The organism is Streptomyces sp. RerS4, from assembly GCF_023515955.1.
Classification (GTDB): domain Bacteria; phylum Actinomycetota; class Actinomycetes; order Streptomycetales; family Streptomycetaceae; genus Streptomyces.
Window position 1 is genome coordinate 1894031 of sequence record NZ_CP097322.1, and the last position, 16375, is coordinate 1910405.

Sequence of the window (16375 nt, forward strand, 5' to 3'; positions counted from 1 at the left end):
CCCGTCGTCAGCCGAAGAAGTTCCGTACGTGCTCCAGCCCGTCGATCAGCGCGTCGACCTCGGCGGGAGAGGAGTACAAGTAGAAAGACGCTCGCGTGGTCGCGGGAATTCCGTAGCGCAGGCAGACCGGGCGCGCGCAGTGGTGTCCCACGCGGACGGCGATGCCCTGCTCGTCCAGGACCTGGCCGACGTCGTGCGGGTGGATGTCACCCAGGGTGAAGGAGATCGCCGCGCCGCGGTCCTCGGCCGTGGTCGGGCCGATGATCCGCAGGTCGGGGACCTCGCGCAGCCGCTGGACGGCGTACTCGGTGATCGCGTGCTCGTGGGCGGCGATCTTGTCCATGCCGATCGCGGTCAGGTAGTCCACGGCCGCGCCGAGGCCGACGGCCTGGGCGATCGGGGGCGTACCCGCCTCGAACTTGTGGGGCGCCGGGGCGTACGTCGAGGCGTGCATCGACACGGTCTCGATCATCTCGCCGCCGCCGAGGAACGGGGGCAGGTCCTCCAGGAGCTCCTGGCGGCCCCAGAGCACGCCGATGCCGGTCGGGCCGCACATCTTGTGGCCGGTGAAGGCCACGAAGTCGGCGCCGAGCGCCTGCACGTCGAGCGGCATGTGCGGAGCGGCCTGCGAGGCGTCGATCAGCACCAGCGCGCCGACCTCCTGCGCACGCCGGACGATGGCCTCGACCGGGTTGATCGTGCCCATGATGTTGGAGACCAGCGTGAAGGAGACGATCTTCGTCTTCTCCGTGATGACCTCTTCGATCGTGGACAGGTCGAGCCGGCCGTCGTCGGTGAGGCCGAACCACTTCAGCTTCGCGCCGGTGCGCTGCGAGAGCAGCTGCCACGGGACGATGTTGGAGTGGTGCTCCATCTCCGTGATGGCGATCTCGGTCTCGCGGTCGACCCGGTAGGGCTCGTCGGCCCAGCCGAGCATGTTCGCGACCAGGTTGAGCGACTCCGAGGCGTTCTTGGTGAAGATCACCTCGTCGCGGCTGGGCGCGTTGATGAAGGCGGCGACCTTGTCGCGGGCGCCCTCGTACAGCGCCGTGGCCTCCTCGGCGAGCACGTGCACGCCGCGGTGGACGTTGGCGTTGTGCCGCTCGTAGTACTCGTTCAGCGCGTCGAGCACCTGGCGCGGCTTCTGCGAGGTCGCCGCGTTGTCCAGGTAAACGATCTTCTTCCCGTCGTGGACCACCCGATCCAGCAGGGGGAAGTCCTTGCGGATCGCCTCGATGTCGAGGAGGCCAGGCAGCTGTGTCACGCGGTCGCGCCACCCTTCACGTACTTGTCGTAGCCCTCGGCCTCCAGCTGGTCGGCCAGCTCGGCGCCGCCGGACTCGGCGATGCGACCGTTGGCGAACACGTGCACGAAGTCGGGCTTGATGTAGCGCAGGATGCGCGTGTAGTGGGTGATCAGCAGGGTGCCGACCTCACCGGACTCGCGGACGCGGTTGACGCCCTCGGAGACGATGCGCAGCGCGTCGACGTCGAGGCCGGAGTCGGTCTCGTCGAGGATCGCGATCTTCGGCTTGAGGAGCTCCAGCTGGAGGATCTCGTGGCGCTTCTTCTCGCCGCCGGAGAAGCCCTCGTTGACGTTGCGCTCGGCGAAGGCCGGGTCCATCTGGAGCTGCTCCATGGCGGCCTTGACCTCCTTCACCCAGGTACGCAGCTTCGGCGCCTCGCCGCGGATGGCGGTGGCCGACGTACGCAGGAAGTTGGAGACCGAGACGCCGGGGACCTCGACCGGGTACTGCATGGCGAGGAAGACGCCGGCGCGGGCGCGCTCGTCGACGGACATCTCCAGGACGTCTTCGCCGTCGAGGGTGACGGTGCCACCGGTGATCGTGTACTTCGGGTGACCGGCCAGCGAGTAGGCCAGCGTGGACTTGCCGGAGCCGTTCGGACCCATGATGGCGTGCGTCTCACCCTGCTTGACGGTGAGGTCGACGCCCTTGAGGATCTCGCGGGCGCCGTTCTCGGCCTCGACGGAGACGTGCAGGTCGTGGATTTCAAGCGTTGCCATGGATACCTCAGGACTCCTGGGTGAGGGAGACGAGCACGTCGTCCCCTTCGATCTTTACGGGGTATACGGGTACGGGGCGGGTCGCGGGCAGACCGGAGGGCTTGCCGGTGCGCAGGTCGAAGGCCGAACCGTGCAGCCAGCACTCGATCATGCAGTCCTCGACCTCGCCCTCCGAGAGGGAGACGTTCGCGTGCGAGCAGATGTCGTGGATCGCGAACACCTCCCCCTCGGTGGAGACGATGGACACCGGCGTGCCGTCGAGTTCCACCCGCTTGGGGGTGTTCTCCTCCAGCTCGCTCAGCGCACAGGCCTTGAGGTAGGTCATCAGACGGACGCCTGCAGCTCGGTCTCGATCTTCGTGAGCAGCCGCTCCTCGATGTCGTCGACACCGATCTGCTGGACGAGCTCGGCGAAGAAGCCGCGCACGACCAGCCGGCGGGCCTCGTCGGCCGGGATGCCGCGGGCCTGGAGGTAGAACAGCTGCTCGTCGTCGAAGCGGCCGGTCGCGGAGGCGTGGCCGGCGCCGACGATCTCGCCGGTCTCGATCTCCAGGTTCGGCACCGAGTCGACCCGCGCGCCGTCCGTCAGGACGAGGTTGCGGTTCATCTCGTAGGTGTCGGTGCCCTCGGCGGTCTTCTCGATGAGCACGTCACCGATCCAGACGGCGTGGGCGTCCTGGCCCTGGAGCGCGCCCTTGTAGACCACGTTCGACTTGCAGTGCGGGGCGTCGTGCGTGACGAGGAGACGGTGCTCCTGGTGCTGCCCGGCGTCCGTGAAGTACAGGCCGAGCATCTCGGCCTCGCCGCCGGGGCCCGCGTAGCTGACGCGCGGGTGCAGGCGCACCAGGTCGCCGCCGAAGGTGATGACCACGGACTTGAAGCTCGCGTCGCGGCCGATCAGGGCGTTGTGCTGCGAGGTGTGGACGGCCGTGTCGTCCCAGTCCTGGACGGACACGAAGGTCACCTTCGCGCCGTCGCCGACGAGGATGTCGACGTTGGCGGCGCGCACGCCGTCACCGGTGTGGTCGATCACGATGATCGCCTCGGCGAACGGCTTGATGTCGAAGACGGTGTGACCGAAGGTCGTACCGCCCTCGCCGTGCAGCGCGACGCGGATCGGCTCGGCGAGCACGGTCTCCTTGGGCACGGTGACGACCGTGGCCTTGGCGAACGAGGAGAAGGCCTGCGCCGCGACCCGGTCGACGGGGGCGCCGGCCTTGCCGATCCGCTCGTCGCCGCGCTCGACGGACTCGACCGTGACGCCCTCGGGCGCGTCGATCTGGGCCTTCATCGTGCCGTTCGCGACCGCGGTGCCGTCGTGCAGGCCCTTGAGGCGGGCCAGCGGGGTGAACCGCCACTCCTCCTCGCGACCGTGCGGAACCGGGAAGTCGGCCACGTCGAAGGACGGGGGCGCGCTCATCCGGGTGGCGACGGTGGACTCGGCGGCCACCGCGATGGAGCCGGCGGTGGTGGAGCCCGCCGGGATGTTCTGAGCCTCAGCCATGGCTGTCGTGTTGCTCGCTCTCTGTTTCGATCCTCGGCCCGTCTGGCGGACCGCGCAGCTAGTGGTGGGAGGGCGGTCGGGGACTAACCGACCGAGCCCTCCATCTGCAGCTCGATCAGCCGGTTGAGCTCCAGCGCGTACTCCATCGGCAGCTCCTTGGCGATCGGCTCGACGAAGCCGCGCACGATCATCGCCATGGCCTCGAACTCGGTGAGGCCGCGCTGCATCAGGTAGAAGAGCTGGTCGTCGGAGACCTTGGAGACGGTGGCCTCGTGGCCCATCGTCACGTCGTCCTCGCGGACGTCGACGTAGGGGTAGGTGTCCGAACGGGAGATCGTGTCGACCAGGAGCGCGTCACACAGCACGTTGGACTTGGAGCCCGGGGCGCCCTCGCCGATCTCGACCAGACCGCGGTAGGAGGTGCGGCCGCCGCCTCGCGCCACCGACTTGGAGACGATGTTCGAGGAGGTGTTCGGCGCCATGTGGACCATCTTGGAGCCGGCGTCCTGGTGCTGGCCCTCGCCCGCGAAGGCGATGGAGAGGGTCTCGCCCTTGGCGTGCTCGCCCATCAGGTAGACGGCCGGGTACTTCATCGTGACCTTGGAACCGATGTTGCCGTCGATCCACTCCATGGTCGCGCCCTCGTACGCCACGGCGCGCTTGGTGACCAGGTTGTAGACGTTGTTCGACCAGTTCTGGATGGTCGTGTAGCGGCAGCGGCCGCCCTTCTTCACGATGATCTCGACCACGGCGCTGTGCAGCGAGTCCGAGGAGTAGATCGGGGCGGTGCAGCCCTCGACGTAGTGGACGTAGGCGTCCTCGTCGACGATGATCAGCGTCCGCTCGAACTGGCCCATGTTCTCCGTGTTGATGCGGAAGTAGGCCTGGAGCGGGATGTCCACGTGGACACCCTTGGGGACGTAGATGAACGAGCCGCCGGACCACACCGCGGTGTTCAGCGACGCGAACTTGTTGTCGCCGACCGGGATGACCGTACCGAAGTACTCCTGGAAGAGCTCCGGGTGCTCCTTCAGCGCGGTGTCGGTGTCGAGGAAGATGACGCCCTGCTCCTCCAGGTCCTCGCGGATCTGGTGGTAGACGACCTCGGACTCGTACTGGGCCGCGACACCGGCGACGAGGCGCTGCTTCTCCGCCTCCGGGATGCCGAGCTTGTCGTACGTGTTCTTGATGTCCTCGGGCAGTTCCTCCCAGGAAGCGGCCTGCTTCTCGGTGGAGCGCACGAAGTACTTGATGTTGTCGAAGTCGATGCCCGAGAGGTCGGAACCCCAGGTCGGCATCGGCTTCTTGCCGAAAAGCTTCAGGCCCTTGAGACGAAGGTTCAGCATCCACTCCGGCTCGGACTTCTTCGCCGAGATGTCGCGGACGACGTCCTCCGACAGGCCTCGCTTGGCAGCCGAACCGGCCGCGTCGGAGTCGGCCCAGCCGTACTCGTAGTTGCCCAGACCCTCAAGCTCAGGGTGAGCAGTCTCCGTGGTCATGCGGGGTTCCTCCCGGCCGTGCTGGCAGATGCTGACGTGTCGTTCTGTGTGGTGCCCGCGCCTCGCGGGATGAAGGTGGTGCACACCCCGTCGCCGTGGGCGATCGTGGCGAGGCGCTGCACATGCGTCCCGAGCAGGCGGGAGAAGACCTCGGTCTCCGCCTCGCAGAGCTGCGGGAACTGCTCGGCGACGTGGGCGACCGGGCAGTGGTGCTGGCAGAGCTGTTCACCGCTGTGCGGACCGGGAGCGCTCTTCGCCGTAGCAGCGTACCCGTCCGCGGTCAACGCCTTGGCCAGGGCCTCGGTGCGGTCCGCGGGTGCGGCCGCCTCGACGGACTCCCGGTAGGTCTTCGCCTGCGCCTCCATGCGCGCCCTGGCGAACGCCGCCACGGCCGCCTCTCCCTGCTCGCCCCCGCCGACGGACTCCGCGATCCAGCGCAGGGCGTCGGCGGCGAGGGTGTCGTAGGACTGGTCGAAGGCGTCGCGGCCGCAGTCGGTCAGCGCGAAGACCTTGGCGGGCCGGCCCCGCGTGCGCGTGCCGTACACGCGCTGCTCACGGGGTGCGACCACGTCGTCGGCGACGAGCGTGTCGAGGTGGCGGCGGACGGCGGCCTGGGTGAGGCCGAGACGCTGTGCGAGGTCGGCGACGGTGGAGGGACCATGGTCCAGGATCGACCGCGCGACCCGGTTGCGGGTTGACCGCTCCCCGGTCGCGAGCTCCCCGTGCGGGGTCTCGATCATCCGTTCGCCGTATTTCACAACGCCATTGTTGCGTAATTAAGTGAGCGGCGACAAGCCGTGATGGACGCCACCCCTGGTGGCCTCCATCACTAAGGGTTACCTTATTTATCGACGGAGAGTTAATCGGATGTCAGCGTTCCGCATTCTTGACGGAAGGCTCGCGGGAACCGATATACGGCCCCCACCAGCGAATCTCCGCCCATGACGGCCGTGAGGTCGATAAACGTCGACTTCCGGAAAAGATCACGGGAATCGACTCGACCCGCACTGGGCCATCCAGGACACCGGCCCGAAAAAAGACCCCCCGCCCCGCTCCGTAGACTCATCCCCCATGAGCAACGACCCCGCCGTGGAGATCCGCGGACTGGTGAAACGGTACGGATCCAAGACAGCGGTGGACGGTCTGGACCTCACCGTCCCCGGCAACGCGGTGACCGCCGTCCTCGGTCCCAACGGCGCGGGCAAGACCACCACCGTGGAGACCTGCGAGGGCTACCGCCGCCCCGACGCCGGCTCCGTCCGCGTCCTCGGCCTCGACCCGACCGCCGACGCCGAGGCCCTGCGCCCGCGCATCGGCGTCATGCTCCAGTCCGGCGGGGTCTACTCCGGCGCCCGCGCCGTCGAGATGCTCCGCCACACGGCGAAGCTCTACGCCGACCCCCTGGACGTCGACACCCTGGTGGAACGCCTCGGCCTCGGCAGCTGCGGCCGCACCCCCTACCGCAGGCTCTCCGGCGGCCAGCAGCAGCGCCTCGCCCTGGCCATGGCCGTCGTCGGCCGCCCCGAACTGGTCTTCCTCGACGAACCCACCGCCGGCCTCGACCCGCAGGCCCGCCGCGCGACCTGGGACCTCGTACGGGAACTGCGCGCCGACGGGGTCGCCGTCGTCCTCACCACCCACCACATGGACGAGGCCGAACAGCTCGCCGACGAGGTCGCCATCGTCGACGCCGGCAAGGTCATCGCCCACGGCAGCCCCGAGCGGCTGTGCCGGGGCGGCGCCGAGAACACCCTGCGCTTCACCGGCCGGCCCTCCCTCGACCTCGCCTCCCTGCTCAAGGCCCTGCCCGACGGCACCCAGGCCGCCGAGCTCACCCCCGGCGCCTACCGGCTCACCGGCGACGTCGACCCGCAGATGCTGGCCACCGTCACCTCCTGGTGCGCCCAGCACGGGGTCATGCCGAGCAGCCTCGTGGTGGAGCGGCACACCCTCGAAGACGTCTTCCTGGAACTGACCGGTAAGGAGCTGCGCGCATGAGCGCCGGTACGTTCACCCCCCGCCCGGGGGCCGCGCCCGTGTCCCGGATGATCGCCGCGCAGACCGCGCTGGAGACCCGGATGCTGCTGCGCAATGGCGAGCAGCTGCTGCTCACCGTGATCATCCCGGCGCTGCTGCTGACCCTCTTCTCCACCGTCGACATCATCACCGTGCCCCTTGGGGAGGGCGGCCCGCAGAAGTCCGTGGACTTCCTCGCCCCCGGCGTCCTCGCGCTCGCCGTGATGTCCACCGCCTTCACCGGCCAGGCCATCGCCACCGGCTTCGACCGCCGCTACGGGATCCTCAAGCGGCTCGGGGCCACCCCGCTGCCGCGCTGGGCCCTGATGACCGCCAAGACCCTGTCGGTCCTGGTCACCGAGGTGCTCCAGATCGCCTTGCTGACGGCCATCGCCTTCGCGCTGGGCTGGTCCCCGCAGGGCGATCCGCTGTCGGTCGCCGCCCTGATCCTGCTCGGCACCGCCGCCTTCTCCGGGCTCGGGCTGCTGATGGCGGGCACGCTCAAGGCCGAGGTGACCCTCGCCGCCGCCAACCTGGTCTTCCTGCTGCTGCTGGTCGGCGGCGGGGTGATCGTCCCGCTGGAGAAGTTCCCCGGCGCGGTGCAGGCCGTCCTCGGGCTGTTGCCGATCTCGGCGCTCTCCAGTGGACTGCGAGAGGTGCTCCAGCACGGCGCGACCCTGCCGTGGACCGATGCCGCGATCCTGGCGCTCTGGGCGGTCCTGGGCCTCGGCGCCGCCGCGAAGCTCTTCCGGTGGGAGTGAATCCCCTCCGCCGATCGTTGTCCCGGCAGGAGGATGACCACCTCCACCCGACAGGGAACCGTCAGGGACCCGACAGGGACCACTGAGGACGCACGACCAGGACGCCGGGGGGCGGGCATGGCGCAGCGGGAGGCCGTTCTGCGGCTGGACGAGCAGTGGGCGCGGATCCGTTCCGGCGCCGCGCACGCGACGCCCGAGGAGAGCGAGCGGCTCCTCGCGCAGCTGATCGGGGCGCTGCGCGAGCCCGCCCGTACGGACGCGGAGTGTGCGGCCCGGCTGGGGCTGCGCCTGGGAGACCTCGCCGCCCGCAGATTCGCCGCCGGGGACCGGGCCGGAGCCCTGGCCGCCGTCGAGGAGGGGTTGCGGCACGCGCGGCAGGCCGCCGGGCACTCCCCCGAGTACGCCCGCTGGTACGCCCGGGGGCTGATCAACCAGGGGGTGTGGCTGGCCTGGCCGCTGAGCGACGCGGCGCGGCTGCCCCGTCACCCCCTCGGCGACGCCGCCGAGGAGCGCCCGAGCACCGTGGAGCGGGCGGCCGGCGAGCGGGCCCTGGGCCTGACCCGGGCCGCCGTCGAGGTGTGGGCGGCCCTGGACCAGGGCGATCCGGTCAACCGGCGGGGCCTCGCGCAGGCGAAGGTGTTCCTCGGGGACCGCCTCGCCGAGCTCGGCTTCGCGGCCGACGCCTTCGCCTGGGCGGTGGACGCGGAGGCCGGGTTCCGCCGGCTGCTGCGCGCTACGCCCGGCCCGGAGGAGGCCCAGGAGGCGGAAGAGGCGCTGGACCACATAGGCCGCCAGCTGGAGCTGCGGCTGCGCTACCTGTCCTTCGACTCCCTGGCCCGGTTGCGGGCGGACGGGCTGCTCCCCGAGCGGCTGCTCCCGCAGGCGGTGGTGGCCGCGCGGATCCAGGGCGTGTCCGCGGCGGGGACGGCCGGCCGGCTCGGGCTGGAGGTCGAGCAGGTGTCCACCATGCTGGACGTGACGCCCTGGCGGGCGGTGTGGCGCGTCGACGTGCGCGGCGCCGACGGGCTGTGGTCCGTCGAGCCCCACCCCTGGCACGACGCGGCCCAGGTGCGCGACCGCAGCGCCGAGGAGGTGGCCGCGGAGGTGATCCGTGGCTTCACGGCCTCCCCCCGCCACCCGGGCGACGGCGCCCGTTGGCGGGTCCGCGTCTGGTGGCACGAGGAGGGCGACCCGGCCGGGGCGCGGTTCTCGCAGGTCATCGAACCGGGCGCGGCCACCGCCACCCCCTCGTGAAAGTTTGCACAAGGCTCCGCCTACGATAGGGGCCGTGTTGAACCCATTCGCATACCTCGCCGACCGCTGGACCCCGTCACCGCGGACCGTCCGACGGGCGGCCATCGCCGCGCTCGTGATGAGCGTGCTGATCGTCGTCACCGGCGGCGCGGTGCGGCTGACCGGCTCCGGTCTCGGCTGCGACACCTGGCCCAAGTGCACCGACGACAGCCTGATCGTGACGCAGGCCCAGGGCTTCCACGGGGCCATCGAGTTCGGCAACCGGATGCTGACCTACGTGCTCTCCGCGGCCGTCGGCGCCTTCATCCTGGCGGCCCGCTCCGCCAAGCCGTGGCGCCGCTCGCTGACCAGGCTCGGCTGGGTCCAGTTCGCGCTGGTGATGTGCAACGCCGTCCTCGGTGGCATCACCGTCCTGACGGGGCTCAACCCGTACAGCGTGGCCGGGCACTTCCTGCTCGCCACCGGCCTGATCACCGTCACCACCGTCACCTGGCAGCGCACCCGCGAGGGCGACACCGCCCCCCGGCCCCGCGTGCCGGGACCGGTGCGCAAGCTGTCGTGGGCGATGCTCGCCGTCACCTTCGTCCTCATCGCGGCCGGCACCGTCGTGACGGGTTCCGGGCCGCACGCCGGCGACCGCAGCGAGATCAAGCGCATGCCGTTCGACTGGGCCACCACCGCCCACGTGCACGCCGTCGCCGCCTGGCTGGTGTGCGCGCTGGCCGTCGCGATGTGGCTGGTGCTGCGGGTGGTCGACGCCCCCACCGACACCCGGGCGCGCGCCCGTGACCTGCTCATCGTGCTCCTCGCGCAGGGCGCGATCGGCTACGTCCAGTTCTTCACGCAGCTGCCCGAGCTCCTGGTCGCCGCGCACATGCTGGGCTCCTGCCTGGTGTGGATCTCGGTGCTCCGCGTGGCCCTGAGCCTGCGCGAGCGTTCGACGGAGCCTCGCGACGACGCCGCGCCGGCCCCGGACGCGGCGCGGCTTTCCACGGTCTGACGGCGAGAGGCTCCGACACCGCCGGGACGGCGGGGCCTCAGCTCCGCTCGTCCAGCCGGTAGACGCGCCGGGCGTTGCCCGCCGCGATCATCCCCGCGACGCGGTCCGCGTCCCGCCACGACCAGGCCCCGTCGGCGACCCAGCCGCCCAGCACCCGCCCCAGCGCCTCACGGAACACCAGGGCTCCGGTCGCGTGCAGTTCGGGCAGGCATCGAGCCCCGCTGGAGTACAGCAGCTTCCCGAACGGCGCGAGCTCCAACAGCTCGGCCAGGACCGCGCCGGCCCGCGCCCCCGTCCCCGCCAGGGCGGGCCCGAGGTCGGCGTGGACGTGCGGGTACGCCGCCGCCAGAGCGGCCGCGTGCCGGTGGTACGGGTACCCGCCCAGCAACACCAGCCGCGCCCCCAACCCGGCGGTGGCCCGCACGAACCCGGTCAGCGCGTCGGGCCGGGCCCCGCCGGTGTGCAGCTGGAGCGGCAGCCCGGACGAGACGGCGCTCCACAGCAGGTGCCGCAGGAGTACGGGCTCCCTCAGGGCCCCGCCCCGGGGGCGCCGGGCGAGCCACCGATCGGCCGCGCCCCGCACCTCACCCGGTCCCGGCGGATCGTCGGCGGCGGCCAACGCGGCCTCGTAGCCGGCCTCGTACCCGGCCTCGACGGCCGTGGCAGGGGCCCCGTAGCCGAAGGCGACGGCCCCGGCGGCGGCGTGGTGGACGGCTCCGGCGAGGTTGGCGAGGAAGGCGGCGACGGTGCCGGAGGTGTCGGCGGCCTGTTCGGCGAGCAACTCCAGCCGGACCACCTCGTGGGCCCGCGCCTGTCCGGCGAGGGCGAGTTCCTTGGGCCCGCCGAGGTCGCCGGGCTCCCCGGTGTCGACGAGGTACTCGCCCACTCCGGAGCCGCGCAGCAACCGCCGGCCCGTCTCGGCGGCCCCGAGTTCACGCCGCCGGGCCAGGTAGCGGGCGGGCGCGCAGTGCGGTTCCAGGCCGAGCAGGGGCGGGCACCAGCGGCGTACGGCGAAGCCGGTCTGGGTGTCGAAGAAGGTCGTACCGGCGGCGGGCGGGCCGGCCGAGCGGATCAGCTGGGCCTCGAAGCCGGCGAGGCCCAGCTCCGTACGGAGCACGCCGTGGCAGTGCTGGTCCACCAGGGGCGGCGTTTCGATCATCCGGGCATCCCGTTGCGGACGTGAGGAAGGGGCTTCCACACGTCCTAACGGGTGAGCGGGGTGCGAGGTGTTGCTCGCGCTGTTGACCGAGTGCTCCCGGCCCCCGAACCCTTGACCGCAGCTCGCACGGGCGAGTGAGCCGAAGGGGCGCGCCGGGGGAACAGGGCCGCGCGCGCGGAGGAAACCGCGAGGAACGAGCGGTTTTCGAGCACGCACGGACCTGTGAGCCCGGCAAAGGCGCCCCGGAGGCGAACCGAGCCTCAGACAGTGGGGTTCGCGGGGCCGCCCAGCTGGATGCCCGCCATGCGGGTCCATTCGTAGGGGCCCGTCTTGACCCGGGCGGCGAACTCGCCGTCGAACTCCTCGTGGAGCGTCAGCCCGGCCTTCTCGGCGGCGAGCCGGCCCACGGCGTAGGTCGGGGCGACGAGGTCGCCCCAGCCTCCGTCGGTGCCGACGAGCACGATGCGCGTGCCCGCCTGGCCCATGTGCGCGAGCTGCCCCTCGGCGCCGCCGTGCTGCTTGGCGAACGCGCCGATCTGCCGGGCCAGCCTCGCGGCCTTGCGGTCCTGCTTCTTGTCTGCGGTGTCAGCGGTGTCTGTGGTCTCCGCGGTCTCTGCCATACCTGGCATGCTACCGGCGAGTAATCAGCGGAGGAAGGGATCCACGGCGACGGCGACGAAGAGGAGCGACACATAGGTGATCGACCAGTGGAACAGTCGCATCTCCTTGAGCTTCGCGCCCGTCACCCCGGCCTTGGCCCGCGCGTTCAGCGCGTGCGCCTCCCACAGCCACCACCCGCCGGCCACCAGCGCGACCGAGGTGTAGAACCAGCCCGTGTAGCCGAGCGGCGTGAGCAGCAGCGACACGGCGACCATCACCCAGCTGTAGGCGACGATCTGCCGGGCCACGACCTTGTTGCCCGCCACGACCGGCAGCATCGGCACGCCGACCCGCGCGTAGTCGTCGGCCACCTTCATCGACAGCGGCCAGTAGTGCGGCGGCGTCCAGAAGAAGATGACGAGGAAGAGGATGACGGCGGCCCAGGAGACCTCGTTCTTCACCGCCGACCAGCCGATGAGCACCGGCAGGCAGCCGGCGATGCCGCCCCAGACGATGTTCTGCGCGGTGCGGCGCTTCAACAGCATCGTGTAGACGACGACATAGAAGAGGAGCGCGCCGAGCGACAGCGCGGCGGACAGCCAGTTGACGAGGAAGCCGAAGAACAGGGTGGAGATCACGCCGAGCGAGATGCCGAAGACCAGGCACTCGCGCGGGCTCACCATGCCCGTCACCAGCGGCCGCTGCGACGTACGGGCCATCAGCGCGTCGATGTCGCGGTCGATGTACATGTTCAGCGCGTTCGCACCACCGGCCGACAGGTAGCCGCCGAAGCACGTGGCGAGGACGAGCCACAGCGACGGCACGCCCTGTTCGGCCAGGAACATCACCGGCACTGTGGTGATCAGCAGAAGTTCGATGATCCGCGGCTTGGTCAAAGCCACGAAAGCCATGATCCGGGCCCCGAACGGCCGGTGACCGGGGCTCGTCCCGAGCACCCCCGCTGGACGGGATTCGACGGCCGTCACGCACACCCCTGAGAGAGAATCCAGCAAGCTCCGACAGGGCCCTTCCAGTGGATGAAGGCCCCGTTGAGGCTTGCGCGTACCACGCCACTGTAGACGTACCTCTTACCTCGCCCCGCGCGGGGGTCGCCTCGTGTTGGGCCGATCGGACCGGACGGTCACAGATGAAACCGGACCCGCCCAGATGAACACGAGGCTTCGACCCGGCGACGCACTACCGGCACTCGAATAGCCCCACGCCCTGGCGGGGGTAGGCTCGGAATCGCGCCGGTGTCACCGTTCGTCACCGGGAAAACAACATGTGGAGAGGAGCCCTGACCAACGGTGAGCACCAAGCCGACCACCACAGAGCTCGAGTGGACCGAACTGGACCAGCGGGCCGTCGACACCGCCCGTATCCTGGCCGCCGACGCGGTCCAGAAGGTCGGGAACGGCCACCCGGGTACGGCGATGAGCCTGGCCCCCGCCGCGTACACCCTTTTCCAGAAGGTCATGCGGCACGACCCGGCGGACCCGCAGTGGGTCGGCCGTGACCGTTTCGTGCTCTCCGCAGGGCACTCGTCCCTGACCCTCTACACGCAGCTCTACCTCGGCGGCTTCGGCCTGGAGCTGGACGACCTCAAGGCGTTCCGCACCTGGGGCTCGAAGACCCCCGGCCACCCGGAGTACGGCCACACGGCCGGCGTCGAGACCACCACCGGCCCCCTCGGCCAGGGTGTGGCGAACGCGGTGGGCATGGCCATGGCCGCCCGCTACGAGCGCGGCCTGTTCGACCCGGAGGCCGCCCCGGGCACCTCCCCGTTCGACCACATGGTCTACGCGATCGCGGGCGACGGCTGCCTCCAGGAGGGCATCTCCCACGAGGCGTCCGCGCTGGCCGGTCACCAGAAGCTCGGCAACCTGGTCCTGCTCTGGGACGACAACCACATCTCCATCGAGGGTGACACGGAGACGGCCGTCTCCGAGGACACCATGAAGCGCTACGAGGCGTACGGCTGGCACGTCCAGCGCGTCGAGCAGCAGGAGAACGGCGACCTCGACCCGAAGGCCCTCTACGCGGCCCTCCAGGCGGCCAAGGCCGAGACCGGCCGGCCGTCCTTCATCGCGGCCCGCTCGATCATCGCCTGGCCGGCCCCGCACGCCCAGGGCACCGAGGCCTCCCACGGTTCGGCCCTCGGCGACGACGAGGTCGCCGCGACCAAGCGCGTGCTCGGCTTCGACCCGGAGCGGACCTTCGAGGTCTCCGACGAGGTCATCGCGCACACCCGCGCCCTCGGCGACCGCGGCCGCGACGCCCGCGCCGCCTGGGAGAAGGACTTCTCCGCCTGGCGCACGGCCAACCCGCAGCGCGCCGCCGAGTTCGACCGCATCGAGGCCAACGAGCTGCCCGAGGGCTGGGAGGACAAGCTCCCCGTCTTCGAGCCCGGCAAGGGCGTCGCCACCCGCGCCGCGTCCGGCAAGGTGCTGGCGGCGCTCGGCGCCGTCATCCCGGAGCTGTGGGGCGGCTCGGCCGACCTGGCCGGCTCCAACAACACGACCATCGACAAGAACTCCTCGTTCCTGCCGGTGGGCAACCCGCTGCCGGAGGCCGACCCGTACGGCCGCACCATCCACTTCGGCATCCGCGAGCACGCCATGGCCGCGGCCATGAACGGCATCGCGCTGCACGGCCACACCCGCATCTACGGCGGCACCTTCCTGGTGTTCTCCGACTACATGCGCAACGCCGTCCGCCTCTCCGCTCTGATGCACCTGCCGGTGACGTACGTGTGGACGCACGACTCCATCGGCCTCGGCGAGGACGGCCCGACCCACCAGCCGGTCGAGCACGTCGCCGCGCTGCGCGCCATCCCGGGTCTGAACGTGGTCCGCCCGGCCGACGCGAACGAGACCGCCGTCGCCTGGCGCGAGATCCTGCGCCGCCACACCAAGGTGTTCGGCAAGGGCGCCCCGCACGGTCTGGCGCTCACCCGCCAGGGCGTGCCGACCTACGAGCGCAACGAGGACGCCGCCAAGGGCGGGTACGTGCTCTTCGAGGCCGAGGGCGGCGAGGCGCAGGTCGTGCTCATCGGCACCGGTTCCGAGGTCCAGCTCGCCGTCGCCGCGCGCGAGGCGCTGCAGGCCGAGGGCGTTCCCGCCCGGGTCGTCTCGATGCCGTCCGTCGAGTGGTTCGAGGAGCAGGACCAGGAGTACAAGGACAGCGTCCTGCCGCCCTCCGTCAAGGCGCGAGTCGCGGTCGAGGCGGGCATCGGCCTGACCTGGCACCGTTACGTCGGCGACGCGGGCCGGATCGTGTCGCTGGAGCACTTCGGCGCTTCCGCCGACGGCGCGGTCCTGTACCGCGAGTTCGGCATCACCGCGGAGGCCGTGACCGCGGCGGCCAAGGAATCCCTCGCCGCCGTCGCCGCCGACGCGCGCTGACACCGGCTACAAGAACAGTAGGAGATGCAAATCCCATGACAGACGCACTCAAGCGCCTCTCGGACGAGGGCGTGGCGATCTGGCTGGACGACCTGTCCCGCAAGCGCATCACGTCCGGCAACCTGGCCGAGCTGATCGACCAGCAGCACGTCGTCGGTGTCACCACCAACCCCTCGATCTTCCAGAAGGCGATCAGCAGCGGTGACGGTTACGAGCAGCAGCTCGCCGACCTCGCCGCCCGCAAGGTCACCGTGGACGAGGCGATCCGGATGATCACCACGGCGGACGTCCGTGACGCCGCCGACATCCTGCGTCCGGTCTACGACTCGACCGACGGCCAGGACGGCCGCGTGTCGATCGAGGTCGACCCGCGTCTGGCGCACGAGACCGCGGCGACCATCGCCGAGGCCAAGCAGCTCGCGTGGCTGGTGGACCGCCCGAACACGCTCATCAAGATCCCGGCGACGAAGGCCGGCCTGCCGGCCATCACCGAGGTCATCGGCAGGGGCATCAGCGTCAACGTCACGCTGATCTTCTCGCTGGAGCGCTACCGCGCGGTCATGGACGCCTACCTGGCGGGCCTGGAGAAGGCGAAGGCCGCCGGCCTGGACCTCTCCAAGATCCACTCGGTGGCCTCCTTCTTCGTGTCCCGCGTGGACAGCGAGATCGACAAGCGTCTGGACACCATCGGTACCGACGAGGCCAAGGCCCTGAAGGGCAAGGCGGCCCTCGCCAACGCCCGTCTGGCCTACGAGGCTTACGAAGAGGTGTTCGGCGGCGAGCGCTGGGCGGCCCTGGACAAGGCGCAGGCCAACAAGCAGCGTCCGCTGTGGGCCTCGACCGGCGTCAAGGACCCGGCCTACAAGGACACCCTGTACGTGGTGGACCTGGTCGCCCCCGGCACCGTCAACACGATGCCCGAGGCCACCCTTGAGGCCACCGCCGACCACGGCGAGGTCACGGGCGACACCATCCGCGGCACCTACGAGCAGGCGCGCGCCGAGCTCGACGCGGTCGCGAAGCTGGGCATCTCGTACGACGATGTGGTGCAGCTGCTCGAAGACGAAGGCGTCGAGAAGTTCGAGGCGTCGTGGAACGACCTGCTGAAGTCGACCGAGGCGGAGCTGACGCGCCTCGCCCCCGCGGAGGACTGA

General features: G+C 70.7%; 15 protein-coding genes. 6 read left to right on the forward strand and 9 right to left on the reverse strand.

Translation table 11 applies throughout. The annotated features are described in order from the left end of the window. Window positions 1-7: 7 nt before the first annotated feature. The 6 genes from M4D82_RS08700 to M4D82_RS08725 form a co-directional block, all read right to left on the reverse strand. Entirely contained in the window at window positions 8-1264 is a 1257-nt protein-coding gene (locus M4D82_RS08700; protein ID WP_249765488.1) for a cysteine desulfurase, read from the reverse strand. After that, complete coding sequence (gene sufC, locus M4D82_RS08705; RefSeq protein WP_249765489.1) at window positions 1261-2025, reverse strand: Fe-S cluster assembly ATPase SufC; 765 nt, start codon at window positions 2023-2025, stop codon at window positions 1261-1263. The genes M4D82_RS08700 and sufC overlap by 4 nt, the downstream gene beginning before the upstream one ends. A 7-nt stretch (window positions 2026-2032) precedes the next feature. Continuing rightward, on the reverse strand, window positions 2033-2350 hold the full coding sequence (locus tag M4D82_RS08710) for a bifunctional 3-phenylpropionate/cinnamic acid dioxygenase ferredoxin subunit (RefSeq protein WP_249765490.1): 318 nt from the start codon (window positions 2348-2350) through the stop codon (window positions 2033-2035). Next, a complete protein-coding gene (sufD, locus tag M4D82_RS08715; RefSeq protein WP_249765491.1) occupies window positions 2350-3528 on the reverse strand; it encodes a Fe-S cluster assembly protein SufD in 1179 nt (392 codons plus the stop codon). The genes M4D82_RS08710 and sufD overlap by 1 nt, the downstream gene beginning before the upstream one ends. 83 nt (window positions 3529-3611) lie before the next feature. Further along, on the reverse strand, window positions 3612-5027 hold the full coding sequence (gene sufB, locus M4D82_RS08720; protein ID WP_249765492.1) for a Fe-S cluster assembly protein SufB: 1416 nt from the start codon (window positions 5025-5027) through the stop codon (window positions 3612-3614). After that, a complete protein-coding gene (locus M4D82_RS08725) occupies window positions 5024-5767 on the reverse strand; it encodes a helix-turn-helix transcriptional regulator (RefSeq protein WP_249765493.1) in 744 nt (247 codons plus the stop codon). The genes sufB and M4D82_RS08725 overlap by 4 nt, the downstream gene beginning before the upstream one ends. A 331-nt stretch (window positions 5768-6098) precedes the next feature. Between M4D82_RS08725 and M4D82_RS08730 the strand changes: the two genes are divergently transcribed. The 4 genes from M4D82_RS08730 to M4D82_RS08745 all read left to right on the forward strand — a co-directional run bounded on the left by M4D82_RS08730 (window position 6099) and on the right by M4D82_RS08745 (window position 10058). Further along, the gene (locus M4D82_RS08730) at window positions 6099-7025 is read left to right on the forward strand and encodes an ABC transporter ATP-binding protein (protein WP_249765494.1); all 927 of its coding nucleotides are present in this window, start codon (window positions 6099-6101) and stop codon (window positions 7023-7025) included. Next, a complete protein-coding gene (locus M4D82_RS08735; protein ID WP_249765495.1) occupies window positions 7022-7804 on the forward strand; it encodes an ABC transporter permease in 783 nt (260 codons plus the stop codon). Before M4D82_RS08730 ends, M4D82_RS08735 begins: the two co-directional genes overlap by 4 nt. 117 nt (window positions 7805-7921) lie before the next feature. Further along, window positions 7922-9058, forward strand: a complete 1137-nt coding sequence (locus M4D82_RS08740) for a hypothetical protein (RefSeq protein ID WP_249765496.1) — start codon at window positions 7922-7924, stop codon at window positions 9056-9058. 4 nt (window positions 9059-9062) lie between these two features. Continuing rightward, window positions 9063-10058: a COX15/CtaA family protein gene (locus M4D82_RS08745; protein ID WP_249765497.1), complete on the forward strand. Its 996-nt coding sequence runs from the start codon at window positions 9063-9065 to the stop codon at window positions 10056-10058. A gap of 37 nt (window positions 10059-10095) precedes the next feature. Here M4D82_RS08745 and M4D82_RS08750 read toward each other — a convergent pair whose 3' ends face one another. The 3 genes from M4D82_RS08750 to M4D82_RS08760 all read right to left on the reverse strand — a co-directional run bounded on the left by M4D82_RS08750 (window position 10096) and on the right by M4D82_RS08760 (window position 12809). Next, window positions 10096-11217: an amidohydrolase gene (locus M4D82_RS08750; protein WP_249765498.1), complete on the reverse strand. Its 1122-nt coding sequence runs from the start codon at window positions 11215-11217 to the stop codon at window positions 10096-10098. Between the two features lie 260 nt (window positions 11218-11477). Then, a complete protein-coding gene (locus M4D82_RS08755; protein WP_249765499.1) occupies window positions 11478-11837 on the reverse strand; it encodes a hypothetical protein in 360 nt (119 codons plus the stop codon). Window positions 11838-11861: 24 nt separating this feature from the next. After that, on the reverse strand, window positions 11862-12809 hold the full coding sequence (locus M4D82_RS08760; RefSeq protein ID WP_249771603.1) for a heme o synthase: 948 nt from the start codon (window positions 12807-12809) through the stop codon (window positions 11862-11864). Window positions 12810-13124: 315 nt separating this feature from the next. On the opposite strand from M4D82_RS08760, the gene tkt reads away from it, so the two are divergent. Then, window positions 13125-15221: a transketolase gene (gene tkt / locus M4D82_RS08765; protein ID WP_249765500.1), complete on the forward strand. Its 2097-nt coding sequence runs from the start codon at window positions 13125-13127 to the stop codon at window positions 15219-15221. A gap of 35 nt (window positions 15222-15256) precedes the next feature. Beyond that, window positions 15257-16375: a transaldolase gene (gene tal, locus M4D82_RS08770; protein ID WP_249765501.1), complete on the forward strand. Its 1119-nt coding sequence runs from the start codon at window positions 15257-15259 to the stop codon at window positions 16373-16375.

Bases quoted from the DNA above. Each gene is read 5' to 3' on its own strand.
- sufC (WP_249765489.1), bottom strand. From the start codon at position 2,025: ATGGCAACGCTTGAAATCCACGACCTGCACGTCTCCGTCGAGGCCGAG.
- M4D82_RS08710 (WP_249765490.1), bottom strand. From the start codon at position 2,350: ATGACCTACCTCAAGGCCTGTGCGCTGAGCGAGCTGGAGGAGAACACC.
- sufD (WP_249765491.1), bottom strand. From the start codon at position 3,528: ATGGCTGAGGCTCAGAACATCCCGGCGGGCTCCACCACCGCCGGCTCC.
- sufB (WP_249765492.1), bottom strand. From the start codon at position 5,027: ATGACCACGGAGACTGCTCACCCTGAGCTTGAGGGTCTGGGCAACTAC.
- M4D82_RS08725 (WP_249765493.1), bottom strand. From the start codon at position 5,767: ATGATCGAGACCCCGCACGGGGAGCTCGCGACCGGGGAGCGGTCAACC.
- M4D82_RS08730 (WP_249765494.1), top strand. From the start codon at position 6,099: ATGAGCAACGACCCCGCCGTGGAGATCCGCGGACTGGTGAAACGGTAC.
- M4D82_RS08735 (WP_249765495.1), top strand. From the start codon at position 7,022: ATGAGCGCCGGTACGTTCACCCCCCGCCCGGGGGCCGCGCCCGTGTCC.
- M4D82_RS08740 (WP_249765496.1), top strand. From the start codon at position 7,922: ATGGCGCAGCGGGAGGCCGTTCTGCGGCTGGACGAGCAGTGGGCGCGG.
- M4D82_RS08750 (WP_249765498.1), bottom strand. From the start codon at position 11,217: ATGATCGAAACGCCGCCCCTGGTGGACCAGCACTGCCACGGCGTGCTC.
- M4D82_RS08755 (WP_249765499.1), bottom strand. From the start codon at position 11,837: ATGGCAGAGACCGCGGAGACCACAGACACCGCTGACACCGCAGACAAG.
- tal (WP_249765501.1), top strand. From the start codon at position 15,257: ATGACAGACGCACTCAAGCGCCTCTCGGACGAGGGCGTGGCGATCTGG.